Source organism: Vibrio sp. QJM3NY_27 (assembly GCF_057785955.1).
The window spans coordinates 3,443,613-3,466,258 of record NZ_CM173511.1 but is presented as its reverse complement, the minus strand read 5'-3'; the positions used below and the strand labels follow the sequence as shown (position 1 = coordinate 3,466,258).

The following is a 22,646-nucleotide window of genomic DNA, read 5'->3' as shown; positions in this document are numbered from 1 at the left end:
ATAAGCTTTCCGAATTTTAAAATTTGCTTGGCGACCATAGCATTGTGGACCCACCTGATTCCATGCCGAACTCAGAAGTGAAACACAATAGCGCCGATGGTAGTGTGGGGTTTCCCCATGTGAGAGTAGGACATCGCCAGGCTTTAAATTAAATCTTTAGGTTGACCGACCTGGAGATATGGACGCTCACTTAGTGAGTTGACCACTGCGGAGTGGTAGTTCAGTTGGTTAGAATACCGGCCTGTCACGCCGGGGGTCGCGGGTTCGAGTCCCGTCCACTCCGCCACTTATTCGATAACCTCGCCTAGTGCGAGGTTTTTTCGAATCTGACGTAGTAAAAAGTTTTAGGGGTGTAGCTCCAATTGGCAGAGCAGCGGATTCCAAATCCGCGTGTTGGGAGTTCGAATCTCTCCACCCCTGCCATATTTAAGGCTCTAGCAGAAATGCTAGAGCCTTTTTGCTTTCTGAATCTAATATATACGCCATTAGCAAAGTAGCGGATTCTCCGACTTACCAAAATAGAGCTTGTTGGGAGTCGAAACCTCCACCCTGCCATATCAATGCCTCAGCAGAAGTTCTGTTTTTTCACTTTATATTTGTTCGATTTTTAGTCGACAATTCCTGCTTTTAATAAAACCTAGCCTTAAAAGTGTAAGTGCTTACTTATCCCAGCCTCTTTTATAAACAATCAACAGCACAATCCCCACTTCTTTATGAGAATTATTCTCAATATTTTGTTACATTTTGGTCGTTATTACTAAAAGGCAACAAATATGGATATCTCCCGTCGTAAGTTTATTCAATCATCTCTCGCTATATCAGCACTCACTGTACTGCCCGCTTGCTCAATTAAACGGTTGGTTGATGAACAAGGAAAGTATGTTTACGACCTAACGGCAGAGCCTTCAACCGCTGAACTAGTAACGGGATTTGAGACTAATATTCTAGGCTTTAATGGCCAGATTCCAGCGCCAACGATTCGATGTCGACAGGGTGAAAAGGTCACGATCCGCTTTACGAATAAGCTATCAGAGCCGACGACTATTCATTGGCATGGTTTAAGAATTCCTATCGAAATGGATGGGGTTCCCTTCTTAAGTCAGCCACCAATCATGCCAGGTGAAACATTCATTTATGAGTTTACGCCGCCAGATGCCGGTACGTTTTGGTATCACCCACACATGAATAGCGTGAAGCAGCTTGGTATGGGCTTAGTTGGTCTTATTATCGTAGAAGAGAGCAATCCAGTACGGTTCGATGAAGAACACGCATTGATGCTTAAGCATTGGCACATCGACAAGCAGGGTCAATGGAAAGATTTAATGATCCCACGACTCAGTGCTCGTATGGGCACTCCTGGGGAGTGGAGTAGTGTTAATGGAGTCCATGAACCCGTATATCAGTTGAAGCAGTATGCAGCGACTAGACTGCGTATTGCTAATGTCGATAATACGATCACTTACCCTATTGCTGTCGAAGGGGCTGAAGCATGGGTTATAGCCATCGATGGTAATCCTGTAAAAACGCCTTATAAACTGACTCAACATAAAATTGGTCCGGGTATGCGTGTTGATATCGGACTGATCGCTCCTAAAGCTGGTGAGCGAGTTAACGTTCTCCATATGAAGGGGCGTTTCCCATTTTCTTTGTGTGAATTTGAAGTCGTAGATTCAGCATTTGCTCAAGGACGTTCGTTGCCATTACTACCATTGAATCCAGTGCCCAACCTAGATCTTGCTAATGCTGAAGAGATCGACTTTTTATTTGAATGGGAAGGGGCTGTTTCTCCAGTATCCAAAGATGGAAAATCGATGCCTAAGTTTTGGCTAACAAATAAAAGAGCATGGGAAGGAATGAGCAAAGACAATATTCCTGAACCGTTGGCGACTTTAGAGTTGGGTAAGACTTACATATTCGATCTTAAGAACGTCACTCAATATCATCACCCGATTCATATTCATGGTCATACATTTACTGTATTGGAACTTGATGGTAAAAAAATTGAAGAGCCTTTCCATACCGATACAGTGTTACTTGGAAAAAATGGCCGAGCTAAAGCTGCATTTGTTGCAGACAACCCAGGACGCTGGATGTACCACTGTCATGTAATTGAGCACATGAAAACAGGATTGATGGGATATATTGAAGTTAAGTGACACCTGTAACGTTTAATATTTGCGCATGCATTCTTAGTTTCTACCCTCGCTTTTATCGACGGTAAAGCTAGAATATAGGGACTATTGTTTGGGAGGATTCATGAGTCAGTTATCTATTTTAGGTTTTATTGCCATTGGTGGCGCATTTGGTGCTTGTTCGCGTTATTTGATTTCAGAGTTATGTGTGGTGATGCTAGGACGTGGTTTCCCTTACGGTACACTGACAGTTAACGTAATTGGCTCTTTAATTATGGGTTTGCTCATCGCAGCGTTTGAGAATGAGATGGTTGCGACAGAACCATGGAGGCAGATCATCGGTCTTGGTTTCCTTGGAGCATTGACTACATTTTCTACATTTTCGATGGATAACGTGCTTCTTATGCAGCAGGGTGCTTTCTTTAAGATGGGACTCAATGTGCTACTCAACGTGGTTCTCAGCATCTCAGCAGCATGGATCGGCTTCCAACTTTTGATAAAGTCTTAAAACTTTCTTACGATTTGTTAACAACTCGGCTTGGTTTATCCAAGCCGTTTTTATATACTCGATCGAACTTGTCGGAGTGCCATATGGCTGAGACCGTTAACTCGGGATCCGTTGAACCTGATCAGGCTAATACCTGCGAAGGGAACAAGAGTAGATATCTAACTAGAATCCTTCTAGAGATCTATCTCCAGATCACAACTGTATTTTCTTGTTGTGATCCCTCTTGTAGCATCAAATCCGTCAAGCATTTTTATCCCTATAAATAATGGCTAAAAGCCAAGGAAAAATGCTATGTCGAGTCGTAAACAAGCAAGACTGGAAGCGAAGAATTTCATTGATTCTTTATCCGTACAACCTTACCCAAATTCGAAAAAGGCTTACATCCAAGGATCTCGAGAGGACATTCAAGTCCCTGTACGAGAAATATCACTCGCTGATAGCCTAGTTGGTGGCAGCAAAAAAGAGCCTGTATTCGAACCTAATGCACCCATTCAAGTTTACGATACCTCCGGTGTTTACACAGATCCTACACACGAAATAGACCTGTATAGCGGTCTTCCTAAGTTGCGAGAGCAATGGATTGAAGAGCGTGGTGATACGGAACTGTTAGACGATGTAAGCTCTGTTTACACCAAAGAACGTTTACAAGATGAAACCCTAGACGACCTTCGCTACGGCAACCTACCTAGAATTCGTCGCGCGACTGGCGATCAATGTGTTACTCAGCTGCACTATGCTCGTCAGGGGATTATTACTCCTGAGATGGAGTACATTGCGATACGTGAGAACATGGGACGTCAGAAATTCGCTGATGAGCAGCTGAACCACCAACACCCTGGCCATAACTTTGGCGCAAACCTGCCGAAAGAGATCACCCCTGAGTTCGTACGTAAAGAAGTCGCTGAAGGCCGAGCTATCATCCCGTCGAACATCAACCACCCAGAATCAGAACCGATGATTATTGGTCGTAACTTCTTAGTGAAGGTCAACGCTAATATCGGTAACTCTTCAGTAAGCTCTTCGATTGAAGAAGAAGTTGAGAAGCTAGTTTGGTCAACTCGTTGGGGGGGCGATACCGTAATGGACCTCTCAACTGGCCGTAATATCCACGAGACTCGCGAGTGGATTCTGCGTAACAGTCCAGTGCCGATTGGTACGGTTCCTATGTATCAAGCGCTTGAAAAAGTGAATGGCGTAGCCGAAGACCTTAACTGGGAAGTGATGCGTGATACCTTGATTGAACAAGCAGAGCAGGGTGTTGATTACTTCACTATCCATGCTGGTTTGTTGCTTCGCTACGTTCCGATGACGGCTAAACGTGTGACCGGTATTGTTTCTCGTGGTGGTTCTATTATCGCGAAATGGTGTCTTGCTCATCACCAAGAAAGTTTCCTTTATACCCACTTCCGAGAGATCTGTGAGATCTGTGCGAAGTACGATGTTGCACTGTCATTGGGTGACGGCCTACGTCCTGGTTCTATTGCAGATGCCAATGATGAGGCTCAGTTCTCGGAGTTACGTACTCTAGGTGAGTTGACTAAAGTAGCTTGGGAATATGATGTTCAGGTGATCATTGAAGGCCCTGGACATGTGCCAATGCACTTAATCAAAGAGAACATGGACGAGCAGTTAGAACACTGCCATGAAGCGCCTTTCTATACTTTAGGTCCACTGACGACAGATATTGCCCCTGGTTACGATCATATTACTTCAGGTATTGGTGCTGCCATGATTGGTTGGTACGGCTGTGCGATGCTCTGTTATGTCACCCCTAAAGAGCACCTAGGCTTACCAAACAAAGAAGATGTGAAGACTGGCCTGATTACTTACAAGCTAGCAGCACACGCAGCGGACCTCGCTAAAGGACATCCGGGCGCACAAATCCGAGATAATGCATTATCAAAGGCACGTTTTGAATTCCGTTGGGAAGACCAATTTAATCTAGCTTTAGATCCTGAAACCGCGCGTTCTTTCCATGATGAAACTCTGCCACAAGAGTCGGGCAAGGTTGCTCACTTCTGCTCAATGTGTGGACCTAAATTCTGCTCGATGAAGATTTCTCAAGAAGTTCGAGAGTATGCGAAAGACACCGAACAAGTAGCTGCGGATCAGGCTATCGAGATTAAGATGCTGGATAACCCGTTGGAAGGGATGCGTCAAAAATCACAAGAGTTCCGTGATACTGGCTCTGAACTTTACCACCCTGCAGTCGGTGCAAAAGAAGCTCAATTAGAGGAATAATGACAGTGGAGATTCTCATCCCATCTCAAAATATTGAGTTAACGGGAGAGGTGCAGAACTGTCTATTGGTTGCTAAGCGACAAGGCTTAGCAACCGGTGCAGTTGAGTTGGGTGTAAGCCCAACTCAATACTTCTCTATCGTTGATTCTCAGCAGGCGTTATCTATTGGCTTCGCTCATGATGTTGATTCATTGGCGAAGTGTCAGCTAGCGGAATTGAACCATGTTGTTGATTACAGTAATTCAGCCGCGCTAACTGACGTTTGTGATGCCTTTACACAAACTCCGAATACCATTTATATCGGTGTCTTAGATGATTCAGTTGTACTTGATATCTGGTCACATTTGGATACTAATCGTGCTATCAAGAGTGAAACTACAGCTCATCAGGAGTTAGATAATCGCGGCCACTTTGCTTGGTTACTTACTTTGTTGGCGCTGGAATTACCATTAGAAGACGCACTGGTTTTAGCTCGCGCAGCGTCCAATGTTTCACGTGGAACATGGCCAGCACATTACCAAAACTTTCCAATTCCAGTTCTGGAAGATGAGCGACTGGATATTAGTGTTGGTTGGGCGCACCAAGGAACATCACTTTCGTTCCCTGAATTGATTAAGAGTAGCTTAGGGTTATACCCAGTGGTTGACAATGTCGAGTGGATCGAAAGGTTGCTCAAGCTTGGCATCAACACTGTTCAACTACGTATTAAAAACCCGCAGCAAGCGGACTTAGAACAACAAATCGAACGATCAATCGACCTTGGTCGAGAGCATAACGCTCAAGTTTTTATCAACGATTATTGGCAGCTTGCACTCAAGCATGGTGCTTTTGGTGTTCATTTAGGGCAAGAGGATATTGAAGAATCAAACCTCTCACAGTTGAGCCAAGCGGGTATAAAGATCGGTCTCTCGACTCATGGCTATTACGAGTTGCTGCGCATTGTTCAAATCAACCCAAGCTATATTGCGCTGGGGCATATCTTCCCAACAACAACTAAACAGATGCCATCGAAGCCTCAAGGTTTAGTTCGTTTATCTCTGTATCAACAGCTGATTGATACTATCCCATACACAGAACAACTCACCGGTTATCCGACGGTTGCTATTGGCGGTATTGATCAATCGACAGCTGGGCAGGTGTGGGAGTGTGGGGTGTCGAGTTTAGCGGTGGTACGTGCGATTACATTGGCGGAAGACCCACAAAAAGTGATCGAATTTTTCGAAAAACTGATGGCGTCTAAACCTCCAGCTCTCAAAGAAGAGGTTATGCAGGAGCCTAGCTATGCTGAGTGACTTTGAATTTATTCGTTATCAACGACAAATTGCGTTACCTGAAGTCGGTGAACAAGGACAACGAAACCTATTAAATAGCCATGTGTTAGTGATTGGTTGTGGTGGCTTAGGTAATGCTGCGGCTCTTTACCTTGCAGCTTCTGGTGTTGGAAAGATCGTGTTGGTTGATGATGACTGTGTGGATTCATCTAACCTGCAACGACAGGTCGCGTTCAAAGAAATTCAGTTAGGTTCGCCTAAAGTCGAAGCTTTGAAGCAACAACTGAGCGAGCTCAATAGTCGTAGCCAAGTTAGAACCATCAATCAGCGAATGAGTGACAGTCAGCTTGAACTTGAAGTGATGCTCGCTGATTTAGTGTTGGATTGTACTGACAACTTTGAGTCACGCCAACAGGTTAACCAAGCATGCTTCGGTAGCAATACACCTTTGATTTCCGGTTCTGCAATTGGTTGGAAAGGCCAGTTTATTGTCTTTGATTATCAGAATCGGAAAGGGTGCTATCACTGTTTGTTTCCGTTCAGTCATCATCCACAAACGACTCGTTGTAGTGATAGCGGCATCATAGGCCCGGTTGTTGGCACTATAGGTAACCTTCAAGCTTTGGCTGCTATTCAACGCTTAACTCGTGGTGAGTTTCAGGTAGCAACACACCAGCTCAAACTGTTCGATGGCCAAGCGATGAATTGGCAAAACTTAATGGTCACTCAAGATAGTGAATGTCCCGTGTGCAGTGCGTCTGCAGTTAAGCATTTAGAAGAAGAAATCCAATGAGTCATATAACGATCTCGATAAACGAGCAACCAGAACAGGTCGCGCACTTATCGTCTCTCGCGGACATTATCCAGGCTCTGTCACTACCTGATCTGGGTTGTGTCTTTGCAATCAATAATGCGGTTGTCCCACGAAGTCAGTGGCAAAAAACTGTCGTCAATGAAGGCGACGCTATTTCTCTTTTCCAAGCTATAGCAGGAGGCTAACCATGTTAACTATCGCTGATAAAACGTTTCAATCGCGACTCTTCACAGGAACCGGCAAGTTCGCAAACAAGCATTTGATGGCGAGTGCTATTGAAGCTTCAGGTTCGCAACTGGCAACCATGGCGTTGAAGAGAGTCGATATTCGCTCTGAGCAAGACGACATTTTACAACCAATCATTGATGCTGGCGTGAACTTGCTACCGAATACCTCTGGGGCGAAGAGTGCAAAAGATGCCGTCTTTGCTGCGCATTTGGCTCGTGAAGCGCTAGGCACAAACTGGCTTAAACTGGAAATTCACCCAGATCCAAAGTACTTGATGCCAGACCCAATTGAGACGCTTAAAGCTTCTGAGCAACTGGTTAAAGATGGTTTTGTTGTGTTGCCTTACTGCCATGCCGATCCAGTATTGTGTAAACGCTTGGAAGAGGTGGGTTGCGCTGCAGTTATGCCGCTGGGTGCGCCGATTGGTTCAAATAAGGGTATTGCGTCTGCAGACTTCTTAGAGATCATTATCGACCAAGCGAATGTCCCTGTGATTGTTGATGCGGGCATTGGTGCACCATCTCATGCTGCTCGTGCAATGGAAATGGGCGCAGACGCTGTGTTAGTGAATACGGCTATAGCTGCGTCGCAACAGCCTGTTGATATGGCGATTGCTTTTAAGTTGGCGGTTGAGGCGGGTCGAATGGCTTACCTTGCTGGACTTGCAGGAAAAGTATCTCACGCGGTTGCTTCGAGCCCGTTAACTTCATTCCTAGACGAGTAGTATTGCTATGACGTTTGTTGAACGATTTAAACAGCTCAACTGGGATGACATTGGTATGTCTATCTTCAGTAAAACGGCAGCGGATGTTGAACGTGCTCTGAGTAAACCCAAACGTGACTTAGAAGACTTTAAGGCTCTGATCTCTCCGGCGGCAGAACCTTACTTAGAGCAGATGGCACAACAATCGTTGGCGTTAACTCGCAAGCGGTTTGGCAATACGATGTCGCTTTATATTCCTTTGTACCTCTCGAATCTATGCGCTAATGCGTGCACGTATTGTGGCTTCTCAATGGAGAACCGTATCAAGCGCCGCACGCTTACTTTGGATGAAATTGATGCCGAAAGTGCGGCTATTAAAAAGATGAAGTTCGATAGCGTTTTGTTGGTTACCGGTGAACATGAAACTAAGGTCGGGATGAATTACTTTCGACAGGTGTTGCCGAATATAAAAAAGCAATTTAACTACCTTGCGATGGAAGTGCAGCCGCTGGATCAAAATGATTACGCAGAGCTTAAAACTCTCGGCCTAGATGCTGTTATGGTTTACCAAGAGACTTATCAGCCAAGAACTTACGCTGAGCACCATCTACGTGGCAACAAAATGGATTTTGAGTATCGTCTTGAAACCCCCGATCGCTTGGCAAAGGCGGGAATCGATAAGATCGGTATTGGTGCCCTGATTGGTTTGGAGGATTGGAGAACCGACTGCTTCTTTGTTGCTGCTCACTTAGATTACCTCGAGCGTACTTATTGGCAGACTCGCTATTCAATTTCATTCCCACGTCTTCGTCCGTGTGAGGGGGGAGACTCTAGTGGAGGTTTGCAACCTAAGTCGATTATGAGTGATAAGCAGTTGGTACAACTTATCTGTGCTTATCGACTATTAAACCCTGAGGTCGAGTTGTCTCTATCTACTCGTGAGTCTGCAACCTTCCGCGACAATGTGTTGCCATTGGGAATCACCAGTATGTCGGCGGCTTCTAAAACCCAGCCTGGTGGTTATGCTTCGGGTGAGGAAGAGCTTGAGCAGTTTGAGATCAGTGACGAGAGAAGTGCGGCAGATGTTGAGTCGATGATTCGTCAGCGTGGTTTCGACCCAGTGTGGCGTGATTGGCACAGTGCCTATTCTGGTTAATCAATGTTTGGTTTATGTTCCACGTGAAACATCAATAATGTGAAATCGACAAACAAAAACGGCTACCTAAGGGTAGCCGTCTTAATATCTAACTGAGCCAACTAATTTTGGTTCAGTTATCTGTCTAGCAAGGCATTAAGCGTGAGCAAGTGGTGTTGTTGATTGGCGTAGCCATTCCAGCGTATCACCTTCAACTAATGGGCTAACATCGTTCCATACTTTCTGATGGTAGTCGTTCAGCCACGCCAGTTCAGGTCGTGTTAGCAAATCAACATTGATGTTGCGCTTATCGATAGGGCAACGTGTTAGCGATTCAAACGTCAATACTGCGAAGTCACCTTGAGTTGGCAGTTCAACAACCAGTTCTAGGTTCTCGATACGGATACCAAATTCATCAGCACGGTAGTAACCCGGCTCGTTTGATAACACCATACCTTCAACAAGAGGTACGTCGATCAGCTTCTTAGAGATGCTTTGCGGTCCTTCATGAACACTTAGGAAGTGACCCACACCATGGCCAGTACCGTGGTCGTAATCGAAGCCTTCTGCCCAAAGGTGCTGACGCGCTAGGATATCCAGTTGGAAACCACGAGTGCCTTGTGGGAAACGAGCTCGTGCTATGCCGATATGACCTTTCAGTGCGAGAGTGAACTGCTGAATCATTTCGTCACTTGGTTGGCCAATCGCGATAGTACGAGTGATGTCGGTTGTACCATCTAGATACTGGCCACCTGAATCGACTAGGTACAGAGTATTCAGTTCTAGCTGACCTGGTTCAGGTTGGTTCTCATGGTTGTAGTGACACATAGCTGCGTTACCACCTGCAGCTGAAATCGTGTCAAAACTTAGATCCATCAGTGTTGGGTCTTGTTCACGGAATGATTGTACTTTGTCAGCCAATACTGCTTCGTTGTGTAGATTACCTTGTGCGACTTCCGCATCAATCCAAGACAAGAATTTGGCCATCGCAACACCATCACGAATGTGACACGCTTTCATGCCCGCGATTTCAGTTGCGTTTTTAGCGGCCTTTGGCATTAGGCATGGGTCTGCTGCTTCAATGATATGAGCGCCAGCGTTTTGTAGAACAAGCGTGTACCAAGCATTGCTCGTGCCTGAATCGACAGACACATTGTTACCTTCTAGAGACTGAAGGCGCGCTTCAAGCTCTGATGGGTGAGAAACGCGAATACCATTACCCACGTGTGCTTCAAAGCCCGCCGGGATGCGTGCTGGGTCTAGGAAGAAGTCGACGCTTTCATCGGTGTGGATGATCGCGTTGGATAACACAACAGGTAGGCGAGATACGTCTAAACCACGAATGTTAAGCAACCAACAGATTGAGTCTAGCTCGGTAAGGATAGCGGCGTCCGCACCTTTTGCTTTTAGCAAGCCAGCAATCTCAGCGCGCTTACTCTCGCTTGATTGACCAACGGCGTCTGTTGCCATTAGGCGAACATCAGACACGACAGGCTCAGGGCGATCAGACCAAAGTTCATCAATTGGATTAGAAGAGAGTGTCGTTAGCTCAACTTTCTCTGCCAGTTTTGCTTGTGCGCCTTTCAACCAAGCTGCGGTGTGCATGCGTGGGTCGAATGCAACCTTACTGCCTTGTGGCAATGAATTTATGATCCAATCTAAAGCCGGTTCTTCAATAAGGTGGCGATACTCAAATAACTCTGCTGGTACTTGCTTACGAACCTGAACGGTGTAGCGACCATCAACAAAAATAGCAGCAGTTTCACGAGTAATAACAGCGGCACCTGCAGAGCCAGTGAAACCTGTTAACCAGTGAAGTCGCTCGTTATGAGCTGGAACGTATTCACCTAGATATTCGTCTTCATGTGGAATGATAACGGCATCTAGGTTGTTTGTTTCGAGCCAAGCTCGAACCGCAGTAACGCGTCCCGCAGTGATATTGTGCATCTGTGTTTATCCTTATTGTTAGGGTCCTTGTTAGCACTCACTGTAGATATACATGTGAGGGGACTTATTAGGTCAATAAGCTAGCGCTTTTGTTCGTTTGCTGCAAACGCTGTACGCCATTTTTATCTAAGGTGCAGAGTTTTTTCTTTGATGATATCTCGTAGCCAAGTTAACGCTGGGTCGTTTTCTCTGTCACGGTGCCAAAACAGAGTGTATGCCATCGGCGGGAATTCCATCGGTAAAGGGACAACCACTAAGTCGAGTTGTTTAGCGACGAGGTAAGTAAAGTGGCTTGGTGCGGTAAACACAAAGTCGGTATAGGTACACAAGCTTGCTGCACTATTGAAGTCTGGAACAGAAATAGCGATATCTCGCTGATGACCAAGATCAGCCAGTTTGTAGTCGAGCAGCCATCGATCGTTCCCATCACATCTTACTTGTACATGACGCTGCGCAAGGTAGGTTCCCAAATCCCATTTACCACTTAGAGCAGGGTGGTTACGCCTTAATACACACATCTGTGCATCACGGTAGATCTCTTGTTCGCAGATGTCGTCTGGCGGCAGCATGGTTAAGCGCGCGTCGTTGATGTCGATGTCTTTGCCTGTGAGTCCGATATCTAACTCACCAAGCTGTAGCTTCTTAAAGGTTTGTTCGGTCCACGCATGGGTGTTGATATTAACCTTAGGTGCTTGTCGAAATATCGCCGGTAAGAAGTGAGGAAGAATCAGCGGGTAAACACTCTCAACGGCAGCAATGTGAAAGCTGTGGTCGCTATTGTTGGGAATGAATGTCTCAGGTTGAGTGAGAACATCAAGTTGGTTGATCAACGTTTCTAACCGAGGCTTTAGGAAAACAGCTTTCGGTGTTGGTCGTAGGCCATGAGCACTTCGTGTGAAAAGGGGGTCATTAAATTGTTCACGAAGCTTGGCTAGCGACTTACTCACAGCCGATTGGCTCAAGCATAATCGATGTGCGGTGCGAGTGACACTCAGCTCTTCCATCAGCACCTGTAAGCAAACCAATAGATTGAGGTCGAGGCGTGATAGTTTCTCGATATTCATGTGAGTTTCCTATTTGGAATAATGCTAATGAGTATATGCCATTTTTGTTCATATCTTTAGTTGGTTATTATGCACCTAAATTAACTCATTCGGAGAATCTTGTGCCTTCTAACGCGCTTCCAACCCCTAGTAAACTGCAGGTTGCTTTATTGGCAATGCTGGTTCTATTTAGCCCTCTGGCTATAGATATTTATCTTCCAGCTCTGCCACAAATTTCAACAGCGTTTCACGTGGAACACGCACTAGCACAAGATACGATTACTTGGTTTTTATTCGCCATGGGTGTCGGGCAATTATTTGCAGGCCCTTTGGCTGATAAGTTAGGACGTCGAACCGTTGCATTGGGAGGTGTTAGTATCTATGCATTGAGTGCTTGCTTGGCGTGGGCAGCTCAATCGATTGATATGATGCTAATAGCTCGGCTGCTACAAGGCTTAGGAGCTTGTGCGACTTCTGTAGCAGCCTTTGCGACGGTTCGCGATCTATTTGGCCCGGAGAAAAGTGGCCGTATGATCAGTTACCTCAATGGTGCAATTTGCTTTATTCCTGCACTAGCACCGATTCTGGGTGCTTGGTTAACTCAACAGTTTGGCTGGCGCTCGAACTTTAGCTTTATGGCTGTGTTCGCTGTCGTGGTTGGCACCATTCTGTTTTTCCAAATGAAAGAGTCTAATCCGGCTACAGAAAAGGTCGCGGTGTTCAAACTTGAGCGTTACTGGTCGGTATTGAAAACACCATCATTCATCTTCCATGCAACCTTATGCTTGATGGCGATGGCGGTCATTCTTGCTTACGTTACCTCTGCACCTGTTGTGCTGATGGAAAACCTAGGTTTGACGATGAATGAGTTTACGTTCTGGTTTGGTATCAACGCGGTTATCAACATCACGGCGGCATTCACTGCGCCGAAGTTTATGGACCGTTTTGGTACTTACAAAGCATTGGTTGTCGGTATTTCAACGCTTGGCTTAGCGGGTGTGGTTATGTTGGTGCTTGCTGAGCATGCTAGCGCGATCGCATTCATGCTGCCGATTTTTCTATCTTCAGTTGGCTTCGCTTGGATTCTTGGTGCTGCAGCCGGTAAGGCACTTGAACCTTTTGGTGACCGTGCGGGTACCGCAGCTGCGTTGCTTGGCTTGTTCCAAATGAGCGGTTCTGGACTGCTTGTTGGTACGATGCAACGTCTTGATTTAACGTCTCAAGTGATGATTGCGCTGCAAATGTTCCTTATTGTTCCTGCATTGTTAGTGCTTGCGAGCAAAGCGGGTAAGTCATGGCACACGACGTTTGCTAAGGCATAAGTCTCAAGGATGACAAAATATACAAATGGCGGTTTGCGAAACGTTAAAACATGGTATATTTGTCACTCATTGAAACGTTAGTCCCCAACGGAAAATACTGTAATGTCATTAACAACCTACGAAATGGCGCGCATCTTAGAACAAATGGAAGATGCACCTGAAAAGGTCATGTTTGGTAAATTGCTTAAAGAGCTAGGAAACCAAAGTGAAGAGCGTATTCGCAGTGCGGCAAAACAAGTTCCAATTGATACTTTGCGAGATATCATTTACCAATTTCAACGCGTGGTTGAATCTCGTAAAGGTGAACAAGTTCAGCTACTAGCAAAAGAGCTAGCCGAGCAAGGTATCTCTGCTGAAGAGCTACAAGCTTTTCTAAACAAGTAGTTTATTCCAGATAAAAAGAAACCACTCAATTGAGTGGTTTTTTGCGTTTTGGACCTATGTAAATTTAGAGACCATGGAAAAGAGGTTTAGTTTTTGAACTGCGCTTTTAAGATTCTATCAAGTGAAAATGGTCCAGCTCCCCATACCACGACGATAAGAATCATTAATCCCCAAAGCTGATGATCATAGAAGCCTTGTGCCCACAATACAGGGTATGACACGACGGCCATGATATTGAAAACGAACAGCACTGCAGCCATTGGTCGGGTTAACAAGCCAAGCGCTAAGAATACCGGCAGAATCAATTCAGCTGCGGTACCCATGTAAGCGGCCAATTCCCAAGGCAAAATAGGCACTTGGTATTCCAATTCAAACAAGTAAAGGGTGCTATCCCAAGTGGCTATTTTGGTGAGTCCTGAATTAAAGAAGACCCACGCCACCCATAGGCGACAAAACAGAAGTAGTACGGGAACAAAAAGTGCCTGTGATTTCTCAATCAAACTGTCGTATTGAGCCATCATGCTCGTGACTGTGTTGTTATCCATATTATGTCTCCAATTCGGCATTGATTGAAAAGCCTGAGATGACGTTCAGTGTCATGACAGTATTCAGATGTTGTAGTAGTAAAGGGTCTATCGCTGAGAGCGTTTGACCCGATTGTAATTCGGTTAATAGTTGGTGGCTTTCTTGCGTCAAACGATGGCTCTCAATCTGTGAATTTTCCGCTCGGATTAACACCCCAAATTCAGGTTGGTTGATGTCTAACCCATCGAGTTGTTGCTGATAGATAGCCTGCTCAAGCGCGATAATCGTATAGCTAGAATTAATTAGCGTTATTGAATCTTTGAGATGAAAGACTAAAGCGCCTTGTTGTTCTTGCGGTACATCAGCTAAACGAGAAAGAGGACGTTGGTCGACATGTGATTCTGAAACGCATCTCACCAAGCTATCTTTTCGCCATTCATACAAAGCTACTTCAGCGAGATAAGGTGCAGCCTCGATAACAGCAGGAAAGGCTTGGATAGTTTGTTCAAAGTGTTCACCGTAACCACTGACGTCACCAGAGGTTGATGGATAACTTAAGACATGTAGACGAGCCATTTGTTGGAAGCACTCTTCACCAACCAACATTTCAGTCAGTGGATACGTAGCAGCCAGTACTTCACTCAAGCTAATCACAAAGTTATTTCGGTAGATCTGGATGCGCTGTTCATCGGAAAAGTGGTCGCTCACTATGTCGCAGTGCTCACCATTGTTTTGATAGCGTAGGGCGTTAGCAAGCTCCGATTGCACATTAGCTAAAGAGTGGCTCATGATGCGCGACTCCTTTGGTTGAACTTGTCGTGTTGATACAAAATATCACTGGCTTTGGCCGCTTCAGCCAATAAAATTTGTGGCTCTGGGATATCTAAATCCCACTCTATCAAGGTATGGCGCGAACCATGTTGTTCTATCCATTGCGTGTAGAGTTGCCACACTTCGTCACAGACAGGCTTGCTGTGGGTGTCTATCCAGATCTCACCTTGTTCGAGTTTCTTTTTGGTAAAACCTGCCAAGTGAATCTCTTCCACTTTGTCTGCTGGTATTCCATTGAGATACTCTTCACAGCTGAAACCGTGATTAAAAGATGAGACAAAAATATTATTGAAATCGAGCAGTAGTCGACACTCGGTACGCTTTTGTACCTCGGCTAAAAATTCCCACTCTGGGATGGTTGAATGTTTGAAGGCAAGGTAGCTCGATGGATTTTCAATCAGCATAGGGCGTTGCAGGCCGTCTTGAACCTCGATGACATTGCGGCAGAAGACTTCTAACGCCTCTTCGGTATAAGGCAGCGGTAACAAGTCATTGAAGTAGTGACCGCCTGTCTGACTCCAGCTGAGATGATCAGAAACCAAGAAGGGCTCGATATCATCAATCAGGTCTTTTAACTGCATCAGATGATGTTGATTGATGCGCTCAACAGAACCTAGCGACAATCCAACGCCGTGACAACTGATGCTGTGTGCGTGACGAATCTCTCTCAGTTGTTGACGTTGCGGTGATTTCGCTAAAAAGTAGTTCTCGCTGTGCACCTCTAACCAACTCACTAAAGCTGGGTTTTGGCTAAAGAAGTCCAAGTGCGGTGTTCTAAGGCCAACCCCTGTATTGGGGTGAAGAGTTTGAGTCACAACGATTCTCCTAATAGGAAGTGGAGGTGAGCTGGATATCAGCTCACCATACTTATCAGCTCAATTATGATGATTGAGTGTTACCACCTGATAATTTGCCACACAGTCCTTTAGGAACGACCACGAATGCATCGGATTGGTTGTCTTCTTTGGCTGTACCCGCACATGAACTTGTTTTGGTTGCACAATCATTTTGGCCAGCTTTTGCAACGCCGTAGCATTTCTCTTTTGCTGCTGCTTCCGCAGGTGCTGATGTAAGAACTGCACCGCCGAACGCTAGTACACTTGTGATTGCAGCTGTAACAGCAAGATTAGAATTTTTCATAGTCATTCCCTCTAGGACTTAATAGTATTTTTATATCGCAGGTTAATAAGTTGTTAACTTGCTTACTAAAAAGGATAGGAAGAACTCGGAAATAATTTCACTGCATTATAAAAAATATCAATATTAATGATGTGTTAGCTATTAAGTTGCTGATTATATGATGTTATTTTTTGATTATATTTTCTTCTTATTATCCTAAACGCAGCCTAGTGTTTAGGTTATAATCAGCTTTTATGTATAAATACCCAGTAGTGAGCATGTCCAATGATAGATCCTTCGCTTTTACTCGATGGCCTAAACGATAAACAACGTGAGGCGGTCGCAGCACCTTTAGAAAACCTACTTATTCTGGCAGGTGCTGGCAGTGGTAAAACGCGAGTGTTGGTGCATCGCATCGCTTGGCTGCAAAGCGTAGAGCAAGCATCGCCGTTCTCTATCATGTCGGTTACCTTCACCAACAAAGCGGCAGCAGAGATGCGTGGTCGTATTGAAGAGTTGATGATGGGTAGCTCGTCAGGCATGTGGAACGGTACCTTCCACGGTATTTGTCACCGCATCCTTCGTGCTCACTACCTAGATGCAAAACTGCCAGAAGATTTCCAGATCATTGATTCAGATGATCAGATTCGTTTGCTACGCCGCTTAATCAAGGCGCAAAACCTTGATGAAAAGCAGTGGCCTGCAAAACAAGCTTCTTGGTGGATCAATGGCAAGAAAGACGAAGGGCTACGCCCAAGTCACATTGATGCCTACCATGATCCAATAACTCAAACGTGGTTAAAAATCTACTCTGCTTACCAAGAAGCCTGTGACCGTGCTGGCTTGGTCGACTTTGCGGAAATCTTATTGAGATCGCATGAACTATTGCGCGATAAGAAACACATCCGCGAGCACTACCAAGCTCGCTTCAAGCATATCCTTGTCGACGAATTTCAAGATACCAACAACATCCAGTACGCTTGGCTGCGCATGATGGCTGGCCCGGATTGTCGCGTGATGATCGTAGGCGATGATGACCAATCTATCTATGGCTGGCGTGGCGCGAAGATCGAAAATATTCAGAAGTTCTTGGATGAATTCCCAGGCGCTTCAACGGTTCGACTCGAACAGAACTACCGTTCAACCAAAACCATTCTGCAGGCATCTAACGAGCTTATCTCGAATAATACCGAGCGTATGGGTAAAGAGTTATGGACCGACGGCAACGATGGCGAGCCAATCTCTGTGTATTCGGCTTACAACGAGCTCGATGAAGCGCGTTTCACAGTCAGCAAAATCAAAGAGTGGCAAGAGAAAGGCGGTGCGCTAGAAGATACCGCGATGCTGTATCGTAATAACGCCCAATCTCGTGTTCTTGAAGAAGCTTTGATTCAAGGTGGCCTGCCTTACCGAATCTATGGCGGCATGCGATTCTTCGAGCGTCAAGAAATCAGAGATGCCTTGAGCTACCTGCGCTTAATGAGTAACCGCAGCAATGATGCGGCATTCGAACGTGTCGTCAATACGCCGACTCGTGGCTTGGGCGATAAAACGTTAGAAACGATTCGTCTTGCAGCGCGTGATCGTGGTGCAACCATGTGGGAAGCCAGTGTTGCTCTGATAGAAGAACAAGTGTTACCAGGCCGTGCTGCGGGTGCTTTGAGCCGCTTTATTGAACTTATCAATGCGCTTGAAGATGACACCATAGAACTGAGGCTTCATGAGCAAACCGACCACGTGATCAAATCGTCGGGCTTGTTTGCGATGTACGAGCAAGAGAAGGGCGAGAAGTCGAAGGCACGTATTGAGAACTTGGAAGAATTAGTAACGGCAACGCGTCAGTTTGAAAAACCAGAAGAAGCGGATGAAATGAGCATGCTAACAGCATTCTTAACTCATGCGGCTTTGGAAGCGGGTGAAGGCCAAGCTGATGAGTTTGATGATGCGGTTCAGCTCATGACCCTGCACAGTGCCAAAGGCCTAGAGTTCCCAATGGTATTCATGGTGGGTGTGGAAGAAGGTATGTTCCCAAGCCAGATGTCTGCAGAAGAAGCAGGGCGCTTAGAAGAAGAGCGTCGTCTGTGTTACGTCGGCATGACCCGTGCGATGGAGAAGCTCTACATCACTTACGCTGAAATGCGTCGTTTGTACGGTCAAGACAAGTATCACAAGCCATCTCGTTTTATTCGTGAGCTACCAGAGACATGTCTGGATGAAGTGCGTATGAAAGCGCAAGTGAGTCGCCCTGCAAGCAGTGGTCGCTTTAGCCAAACCGCCGTGAAAGAGAACTTCAATGAAACAGGCTTTAGTTTGGGCTCTCGCGTTAAACACCCTAAGTTTGGTGAAGGTACCATCATCAACTTCGAAGGAAGTGGCCCACAAAGCCGAGTTCAAGTTGCGTTCAATGGTGAAGGCATCAAGTGGTTAGTAACGGCTTACGCTCGATTAGAGCAGCTTTAATCTGCTACTTCGGCATCTAAAAATCGTTCATTATTAAAAACTAAAAGAGCAGCCAATGGCTGCTCTTTTTATTGCTTTGTACCGACCTAAATTAGGTTAATACAAGCTGAAGACATTGCTGCCTCAAAGTGAGACTTACAGTGCTGCAAGTGCCGCTTCGTAGTTTGGTTCTTCAGTGATCTCTGCAACCAGCTCGCTGTGTGTTACCACACCTTTTTCATCAACAACGACAACTGCGCGTGTTGTTAGGCCTGATAGTGGGCCTTCAGCGATCGCTACGCCGTAGTCTGATGCGAATGCAGGAGAACGGAAAGTTGAGGCGTGTTGAACGCCTTCAATGCCTTCTAGTTCGCAGAAGCGACCCGCAGCAAACGGTAGGTCAGCAGAAATACATACAACAACCGTGTTCTCAAGCTCTGCCGCTTTTGCGTTGAACGTGCGTACGCTCGTTGCACAAGTGGCTGTGTCGATGCTTGGGAAGATGTTTAGAACTACTTTCTTGCCTTCAAGAGAAGCAAGAGTCAGTTCAGAAAGATCGCCTGCAGTCAGTGCAAAGCTTGGTGACTTTTCACCTGTTTGTGGGAATGTGCCCGTTAGCGGTACAGCAGCGCCTTTGAAGGTAACGTGTGACATGAATTTGTCCTTAGTTTAATTATGGTTATGAAACTAGTTGAGCCTAGTTCGACTTACGTTACTCGGAAGTGGTTAAGAAGTGAATGCTTTAAATGTCAGAATTGTAATCAAAGGTCTTTGATTTATTTGTTTGAGAGGGGAATAAATGAAACGACAGATAAAGAAAAACCCCGAGAGCTTGCGCTCATCGGGGTCTATAGTCTTACTCGCAGCAATCCGGCTACTAAGTGTGCTCCATGCATCAAATCCATGATAGTGTGCTGTTATCCTTCAGCGTATTCCTTTCGTCGCCTTCCTAGCGGTGTCCTTGATCTTATCCTGATCTGCCAACAATCCTCGTTAGCGCGCGTCACTTGTTCCTTGAGCGGTGTCCTTTACATCATCCTGATGTTCAGTCCTTTCCTCGTCCAGAGGTGTCCATTGTCTTTCCTTAGTAGCAACCATCCTAGTTACTATTGCGTCCATTCAATGTCCATTTCGCTATCCATGCCGATTATTCATCCTGAGTAATCGAATCTTCATCCTGAAGATAACCAAGTCCTTGGCGTTTCCTGTTCCGTGTCAGCATCCTTCCGACACCATTCATATTACCGATTCCTTATTTATCAGCAATGGTGCATAAGCGAATTTCTATATAATTATTTGAATGATAAATGTACGTATATTTTAATTTCAATTGGTTACGGCGTTATTGTGACTGATTTCGTCATTAAATATCGATATTTACTCACTGCCTTGTGAGAGATCTCGCACAAGGCAGTGAGTAAAAAGGGAGGGTTATTTCCTACTGACCAATGGCTGCACCTTCACGACGAGGGTCTGCAGCACCTTCTAAGCCGTCTTTTGTGATACGAATCGCGTGTAAACCGGAGTTAAGATCGCGAACGTTGACCTCAAATCCCATCTTTTCTAGCTCAGGTTTGAAGCTTTCCGCCGATGTTCCTTTTTCCAAATCTAAGGTACCGAAACGGTTTAGGAAGTGTGGTTGGTTGATCGCTTGTTGAATATCCATGTCCCATTGGGTATGCGCAATGATCGCTTGTGCCACATAACCTATGATACGGCTGCCACCGGGAGAGCCAATCGCCATGTAAGGTTTATCGTCTTGCATGATGATAGTGGGTGCCATTGAAGAACGTGGACGCTTACCCGGCTCAAGTCGGTTAGCGATAGGCTTACCATCGTTGTGGGTCTTGAATGAGAAGTCGGTCAGTTCGTTATTGAGTAGGAAGCCTCTCACCATCAAACGTGAGCCAAAGGCATTCTCAATGGTGGTGGTCATCGAAACGACATTGCCATCGCTATCGACGATATTGAAGTGGCTGGTGGACGGCAATTCAATAGAAACATCTTGGCTTCGCAGCATGGCGTGATCCCATGGTGGGGTGCCTGATGGCGCACTGTCTAATGCCTTACCTACGGTAATTAGCTGAGCACGTTCCTGCAAATAGTCAGTATTCACTAACCCTTGGGTTGGCATCGGTACGTAATCTTGATCTGCCATGTACATACCACGGTCTGAAAAGGCTAGGCGAGAAGCGTCTGCTAACACTTGCCAAGACTTTGCGTCGTTTGGTCCCCATGATTTAAGATCAAACTGCTCGGTCATCGCTAAGATCTGCCCAACGGTTAATGCGCCTGAACTCGGTGGGCCCATTCCGCACACTTGGTAGCTTTCATAAGCAGAACAAACCGGGTCGCGCTGCTTGATCGAATAAGCGTCGAAATCTTTCTGTGCCAATACGCCAGGGTTGCCTTTCGCGGTTTGCACGGTATTGATTATGTCGGTAGAGATCTCACCTTGGTAAAAGGCCTTAGCACCGTTCTTAGAAATAGCGTTTAACGTTGCCGCGTACTCTGGGTTCTTAAGTTGCGTGCCAGCGGCTTTCGGGCTGCCATCAGCATTGAAGAAGTAGGCTTTGGTAGTGGCAAAGCGGCTTAGTCGCTCTTGGTCATTCTCAATCAAGGTGGCTAAGCGTGGGCTGATGGTAAAACCTTTTTCAGCCAGTTGAGCAATGGGCTTAATCAGTGATGCCCATTCGAGCTTGCCGTACTTCTGGTGAGTGTCCCACAGTAATTGCACCGTGCCTGGCGTGCCAACAGAACGACCGCCAACCACGGCATCATAGAATTTAAGCGGTTGGCCGTTTTCGTCTTGGAATAGACGTGGTGTGGCATCAAGTGGTGCAGTTTCACGGCCATCGTAGGTTTTGAGTTGCTTGTCCTTGCCATCAAAATAAACAAGGAACGCGCCGCCCCCAATACCTGAAGACTGAGGTTCCACTAAGCCAAGCATAAGCTGCACAGCAACCATGGCGTCTATCGCGTTACCACCACGAGCAAGTACATCAGCACCGGCTTGTGTGGCAAGAGGGTTGGCCGCGGTGACCATCCAATCGTTGGCTTTAACGAGCTGTTTGGTTTCTAAACCACTACTTTGTTCGGGTGCGACGGAATCGGCAGCTTGATTTGCCCAACTGACGTGAGAGGCAAAAAGTAGGGTAGAAGTGGCGAGGGTTGTTAGTTTTGTTTTCCACTGCATGATCTTCTCCTTTTAATATGCAGAGCTAGATTGGCAGTGGAAAGATGAGATAGCCAGAGTGTTGTTAACGAATTGTAATCTTGATTCGAATTTAAGCGATTAAACCGGACAGCGACTGCCAAAGAATACTCACGCCAATAAGGCTGAATACCACGCCACATAAGCCATCGATGTATACCGTTGCTTCGCTGAGTTTCTTTTGCAATGCCTTAGTCGAAAGCATCCACGCCAGTAGTGAGAACCAAAACAGAGACAGACCAAATAGGATGATAAGCGCAAAGCCTTTACCTGACAGAGACATGTCGGCAGGCACTAGGCTCGACATCAAGCTGATAAAGAACACCAAAGCCTTTGGGTTGAGAATATTGGTCGCAAACCCTTTCGAAAATGCCTGACGCTTATTGGTCAGAATCAGATCGTTGGAATTGACGGTATCGGCATCATCATCGTGGTTCTGAATGATTTGCCAGGTTGCTTTAAGTGCTCCGTAACCTAAGTACAGTAAGTAGCTACCGCCGGCTAGTTGGATAATGGCAAATAATGTGGGTTGTTGGTGGACTAGGTAACTGATTCCCGTCAGGCTCAGCAATGAGTGCAGCAAGATCCCGCAAGATAAACCAAGCGCAATGTACAAGCCTGTCTGGCGTCCGTGACGCGTCGCATTTTGCACGACTAACGCAAAATCAGGGCCGGGGCTCATCAAAGCGATGAAGTGGATAGAGGCTAGGGTGATCAGTATGGTGACTTCGTTCATCGTCAGTTCTCAATAACGTGGCCGCTATTTTTAAATAAGTAATCGTATTGAGCG

General features: G+C 45.9%; 20 protein-coding genes, 2 tRNA genes, 1 rRNA gene and 1 riboswitch. Of the genes, 14 read left to right on the top strand and 9 right to left on the bottom strand.

Annotated features, from left to right (window positions below; translation table 11 throughout):
- Positions 1 to 26: 26 nt before the first annotated feature.
- The 11 genes from rrf (at position 27) to thiH (ending at position 9,053) form a co-directional block, all read left to right on the top strand.
- A 5S ribosomal RNA gene (gene rrf / locus AC3CIA_RS15620) occupies positions 27 to 142 on the top strand.
- A gap of 67 nt (positions 143 to 209) precedes the next feature.
- Positions 210 to 286: transfer RNA gene (locus AC3CIA_RS15615), tRNA-Asp, on the top strand.
- Between the two features lie 60 nt (positions 287 to 346).
- A tRNA-Trp gene (locus AC3CIA_RS15610) sits at positions 347 to 423 on the top strand.
- Between the two features lie 350 nt (positions 424 to 773).
- Entirely contained in the window at positions 774 to 2,156 is a 1,383-nt protein-coding gene (locus AC3CIA_RS15605; RefSeq protein WP_054548400.1) for a multicopper oxidase family protein, read from the top strand.
- A gap of 100 nt (positions 2,157 to 2,256) precedes the next feature.
- Positions 2,257 to 2,640, top strand: a complete 384-nt coding sequence (crcB, locus tag AC3CIA_RS15600; RefSeq protein WP_488518295.1) for a fluoride efflux transporter CrcB — start codon at positions 2,257 to 2,259, stop codon at positions 2,638 to 2,640.
- 62 nt (positions 2,641 to 2,702) lie between these two features.
- A riboswitch (TPP riboswitch) is annotated at positions 2,703 to 2,801 on the top strand.
- A gap of 130 nt (positions 2,802 to 2,931) precedes the next feature.
- On the top strand, positions 2,932 to 4,881 hold the full coding sequence (thiC, locus tag AC3CIA_RS15595; RefSeq protein WP_171309458.1) for a phosphomethylpyrimidine synthase ThiC: 1,950 nt from the start codon (positions 2,932 to 2,934) through the stop codon (positions 4,879 to 4,881).
- The gene (locus AC3CIA_RS15590; protein ID WP_171309457.1) at positions 4,881 to 6,173 is read left to right on the top strand and encodes a thiamine phosphate synthase; all 1,293 of its coding nucleotides are present in this window, start codon (positions 4,881 to 4,883) and stop codon (positions 6,171 to 6,173) included. The genes thiC and AC3CIA_RS15590 overlap by 1 nt, the downstream gene beginning before the upstream one ends.
- Positions 6,163 to 6,945 (top strand): HesA/MoeB/ThiF family protein, encoded by a 783-nt coding sequence (locus AC3CIA_RS15585; RefSeq protein ID WP_171309456.1) that lies wholly within the window; start codon positions 6,163 to 6,165, stop codon positions 6,943 to 6,945. Before AC3CIA_RS15590 ends, AC3CIA_RS15585 begins: the two co-directional genes overlap by 11 nt.
- A complete protein-coding gene (gene thiS / locus AC3CIA_RS15580; RefSeq protein ID WP_102553991.1) occupies positions 6,942 to 7,151 on the top strand; it encodes a sulfur carrier protein ThiS in 210 nt (69 codons plus the stop codon). The genes AC3CIA_RS15585 and thiS overlap by 4 nt, the downstream gene beginning before the upstream one ends.
- A gap of 2 nt (positions 7,152 to 7,153) precedes the next feature.
- Positions 7,154 to 7,918, top strand: coding sequence for a thiazole synthase (locus tag AC3CIA_RS15575; RefSeq protein WP_488518294.1), 765 nt, complete (start codon positions 7,154 to 7,156; stop codon positions 7,916 to 7,918).
- Positions 7,919 to 7,925: 7 nt separating this feature from the next.
- Positions 7,926 to 9,053, top strand: coding sequence for a 2-iminoacetate synthase ThiH (gene thiH / locus AC3CIA_RS15570; RefSeq protein ID WP_488518293.1), 1,128 nt, complete (start codon positions 7,926 to 7,928; stop codon positions 9,051 to 9,053).
- Between the two features lie 135 nt (positions 9,054 to 9,188).
- On the opposite strand, the gene AC3CIA_RS15565 is transcribed toward thiH, so the two are convergent.
- Entirely contained in the window at positions 9,189 to 10,979 is a 1,791-nt protein-coding gene (locus tag AC3CIA_RS15565; RefSeq protein ID WP_488518292.1) for an aminopeptidase P family protein, read from the bottom strand.
- Between the two features lie 122 nt (positions 10,980 to 11,101).
- Entirely contained in the window at positions 11,102 to 12,043 is a 942-nt protein-coding gene (locus AC3CIA_RS15560; RefSeq protein ID WP_004736656.1) for a LysR substrate-binding domain-containing protein, read from the bottom strand.
- Positions 12,044 to 12,144: 101 nt separating this feature from the next.
- On the opposite strand from AC3CIA_RS15560, the gene AC3CIA_RS15555 reads away from it, so the two are divergent.
- Both AC3CIA_RS15555 and tsrA read left to right on the top strand, forming a co-directional pair.
- Positions 12,145 to 13,344: a multidrug effflux MFS transporter gene (locus AC3CIA_RS15555; RefSeq protein ID WP_029222012.1), complete on the top strand. Its 1,200-nt coding sequence runs from the start codon at positions 12,145 to 12,147 to the stop codon at positions 13,342 to 13,344.
- A gap of 102 nt (positions 13,345 to 13,446) precedes the next feature.
- Positions 13,447 to 13,728, top strand: coding sequence for an H-NS-like global regulator TsrA (gene tsrA / locus AC3CIA_RS15550; RefSeq protein ID WP_004736654.1), 282 nt, complete (start codon positions 13,447 to 13,449; stop codon positions 13,726 to 13,728).
- Between the two features lie 86 nt (positions 13,729 to 13,814).
- On the opposite strand, the gene AC3CIA_RS15545 is transcribed toward tsrA, so the two are convergent.
- The 4 genes from AC3CIA_RS15545 to AC3CIA_RS15530 all read right to left on the bottom strand — a co-directional run bounded on the left by AC3CIA_RS15545 (position 13,815) and on the right by AC3CIA_RS15530 (position 16,224).
- Positions 13,815 to 14,273, bottom strand: coding sequence for a DoxX family protein (locus AC3CIA_RS15545; RefSeq protein WP_488518291.1), 459 nt, complete (start codon positions 14,271 to 14,273; stop codon positions 13,815 to 13,817).
- Position 14,274: 1 nt separating this feature from the next.
- On the bottom strand, positions 14,275 to 15,042 hold the full coding sequence (locus AC3CIA_RS15540; protein WP_488518290.1) for an HvfC/BufC N-terminal domain-containing protein: 768 nt from the start codon (positions 15,040 to 15,042) through the stop codon (positions 14,275 to 14,277).
- Positions 15,039 to 15,899, bottom strand: coding sequence for an MNIO family bufferin maturase (bufB, locus tag AC3CIA_RS15535; protein WP_488518289.1), 861 nt, complete (start codon positions 15,897 to 15,899; stop codon positions 15,039 to 15,041). Before bufB ends, AC3CIA_RS15540 begins: the two co-directional genes overlap by 4 nt.
- Before the next feature lie 64 nt (positions 15,900 to 15,963).
- Positions 15,964 to 16,224 (bottom strand): BufA1 family periplasmic bufferin-type metallophore, encoded by a 261-nt coding sequence (locus AC3CIA_RS15530; RefSeq protein WP_004736650.1) that lies wholly within the window; start codon positions 16,222 to 16,224, stop codon positions 15,964 to 15,966.
- A gap of 264 nt (positions 16,225 to 16,488) precedes the next feature.
- On the opposite strand from AC3CIA_RS15530, the gene uvrD reads away from it, so the two are divergent.
- Complete coding sequence (gene uvrD, locus AC3CIA_RS15525) at positions 16,489 to 18,663, top strand: DNA helicase II (protein ID WP_009848185.1); 2,175 nt, start codon at positions 16,489 to 16,491, stop codon at positions 18,661 to 18,663.
- 135 nt (positions 18,664 to 18,798) lie between these two features.
- On the opposite strand, the gene tpx is transcribed toward uvrD, so the two are convergent.
- The 3 genes from tpx to AC3CIA_RS15510 form a co-directional block, all read right to left on the bottom strand.
- Entirely contained in the window at positions 18,799 to 19,296 is a 498-nt protein-coding gene (gene tpx, locus AC3CIA_RS15520) for a thiol peroxidase (protein ID WP_009848186.1), read from the bottom strand.
- A gap of 784 nt (positions 19,297 to 20,080) precedes the next feature.
- On the bottom strand, positions 20,081 to 21,838 hold the full coding sequence (gene ggt / locus AC3CIA_RS15515; RefSeq protein WP_488518288.1) for a gamma-glutamyltransferase: 1,758 nt from the start codon (positions 21,836 to 21,838) through the stop codon (positions 20,081 to 20,083).
- A 91-nt stretch (positions 21,839 to 21,929) separates the two neighbouring features.
- Positions 21,930 to 22,592 carry a LysE family translocator gene (locus AC3CIA_RS15510; RefSeq protein WP_004736644.1) on the bottom strand — a complete coding sequence of 221 codons (663 nt, stop codon included), beginning with the start codon at positions 22,590 to 22,592 and terminating at the stop codon, positions 21,930 to 21,932.
- Positions 22,593 to 22,646 lie beyond the last annotated feature (54 nt).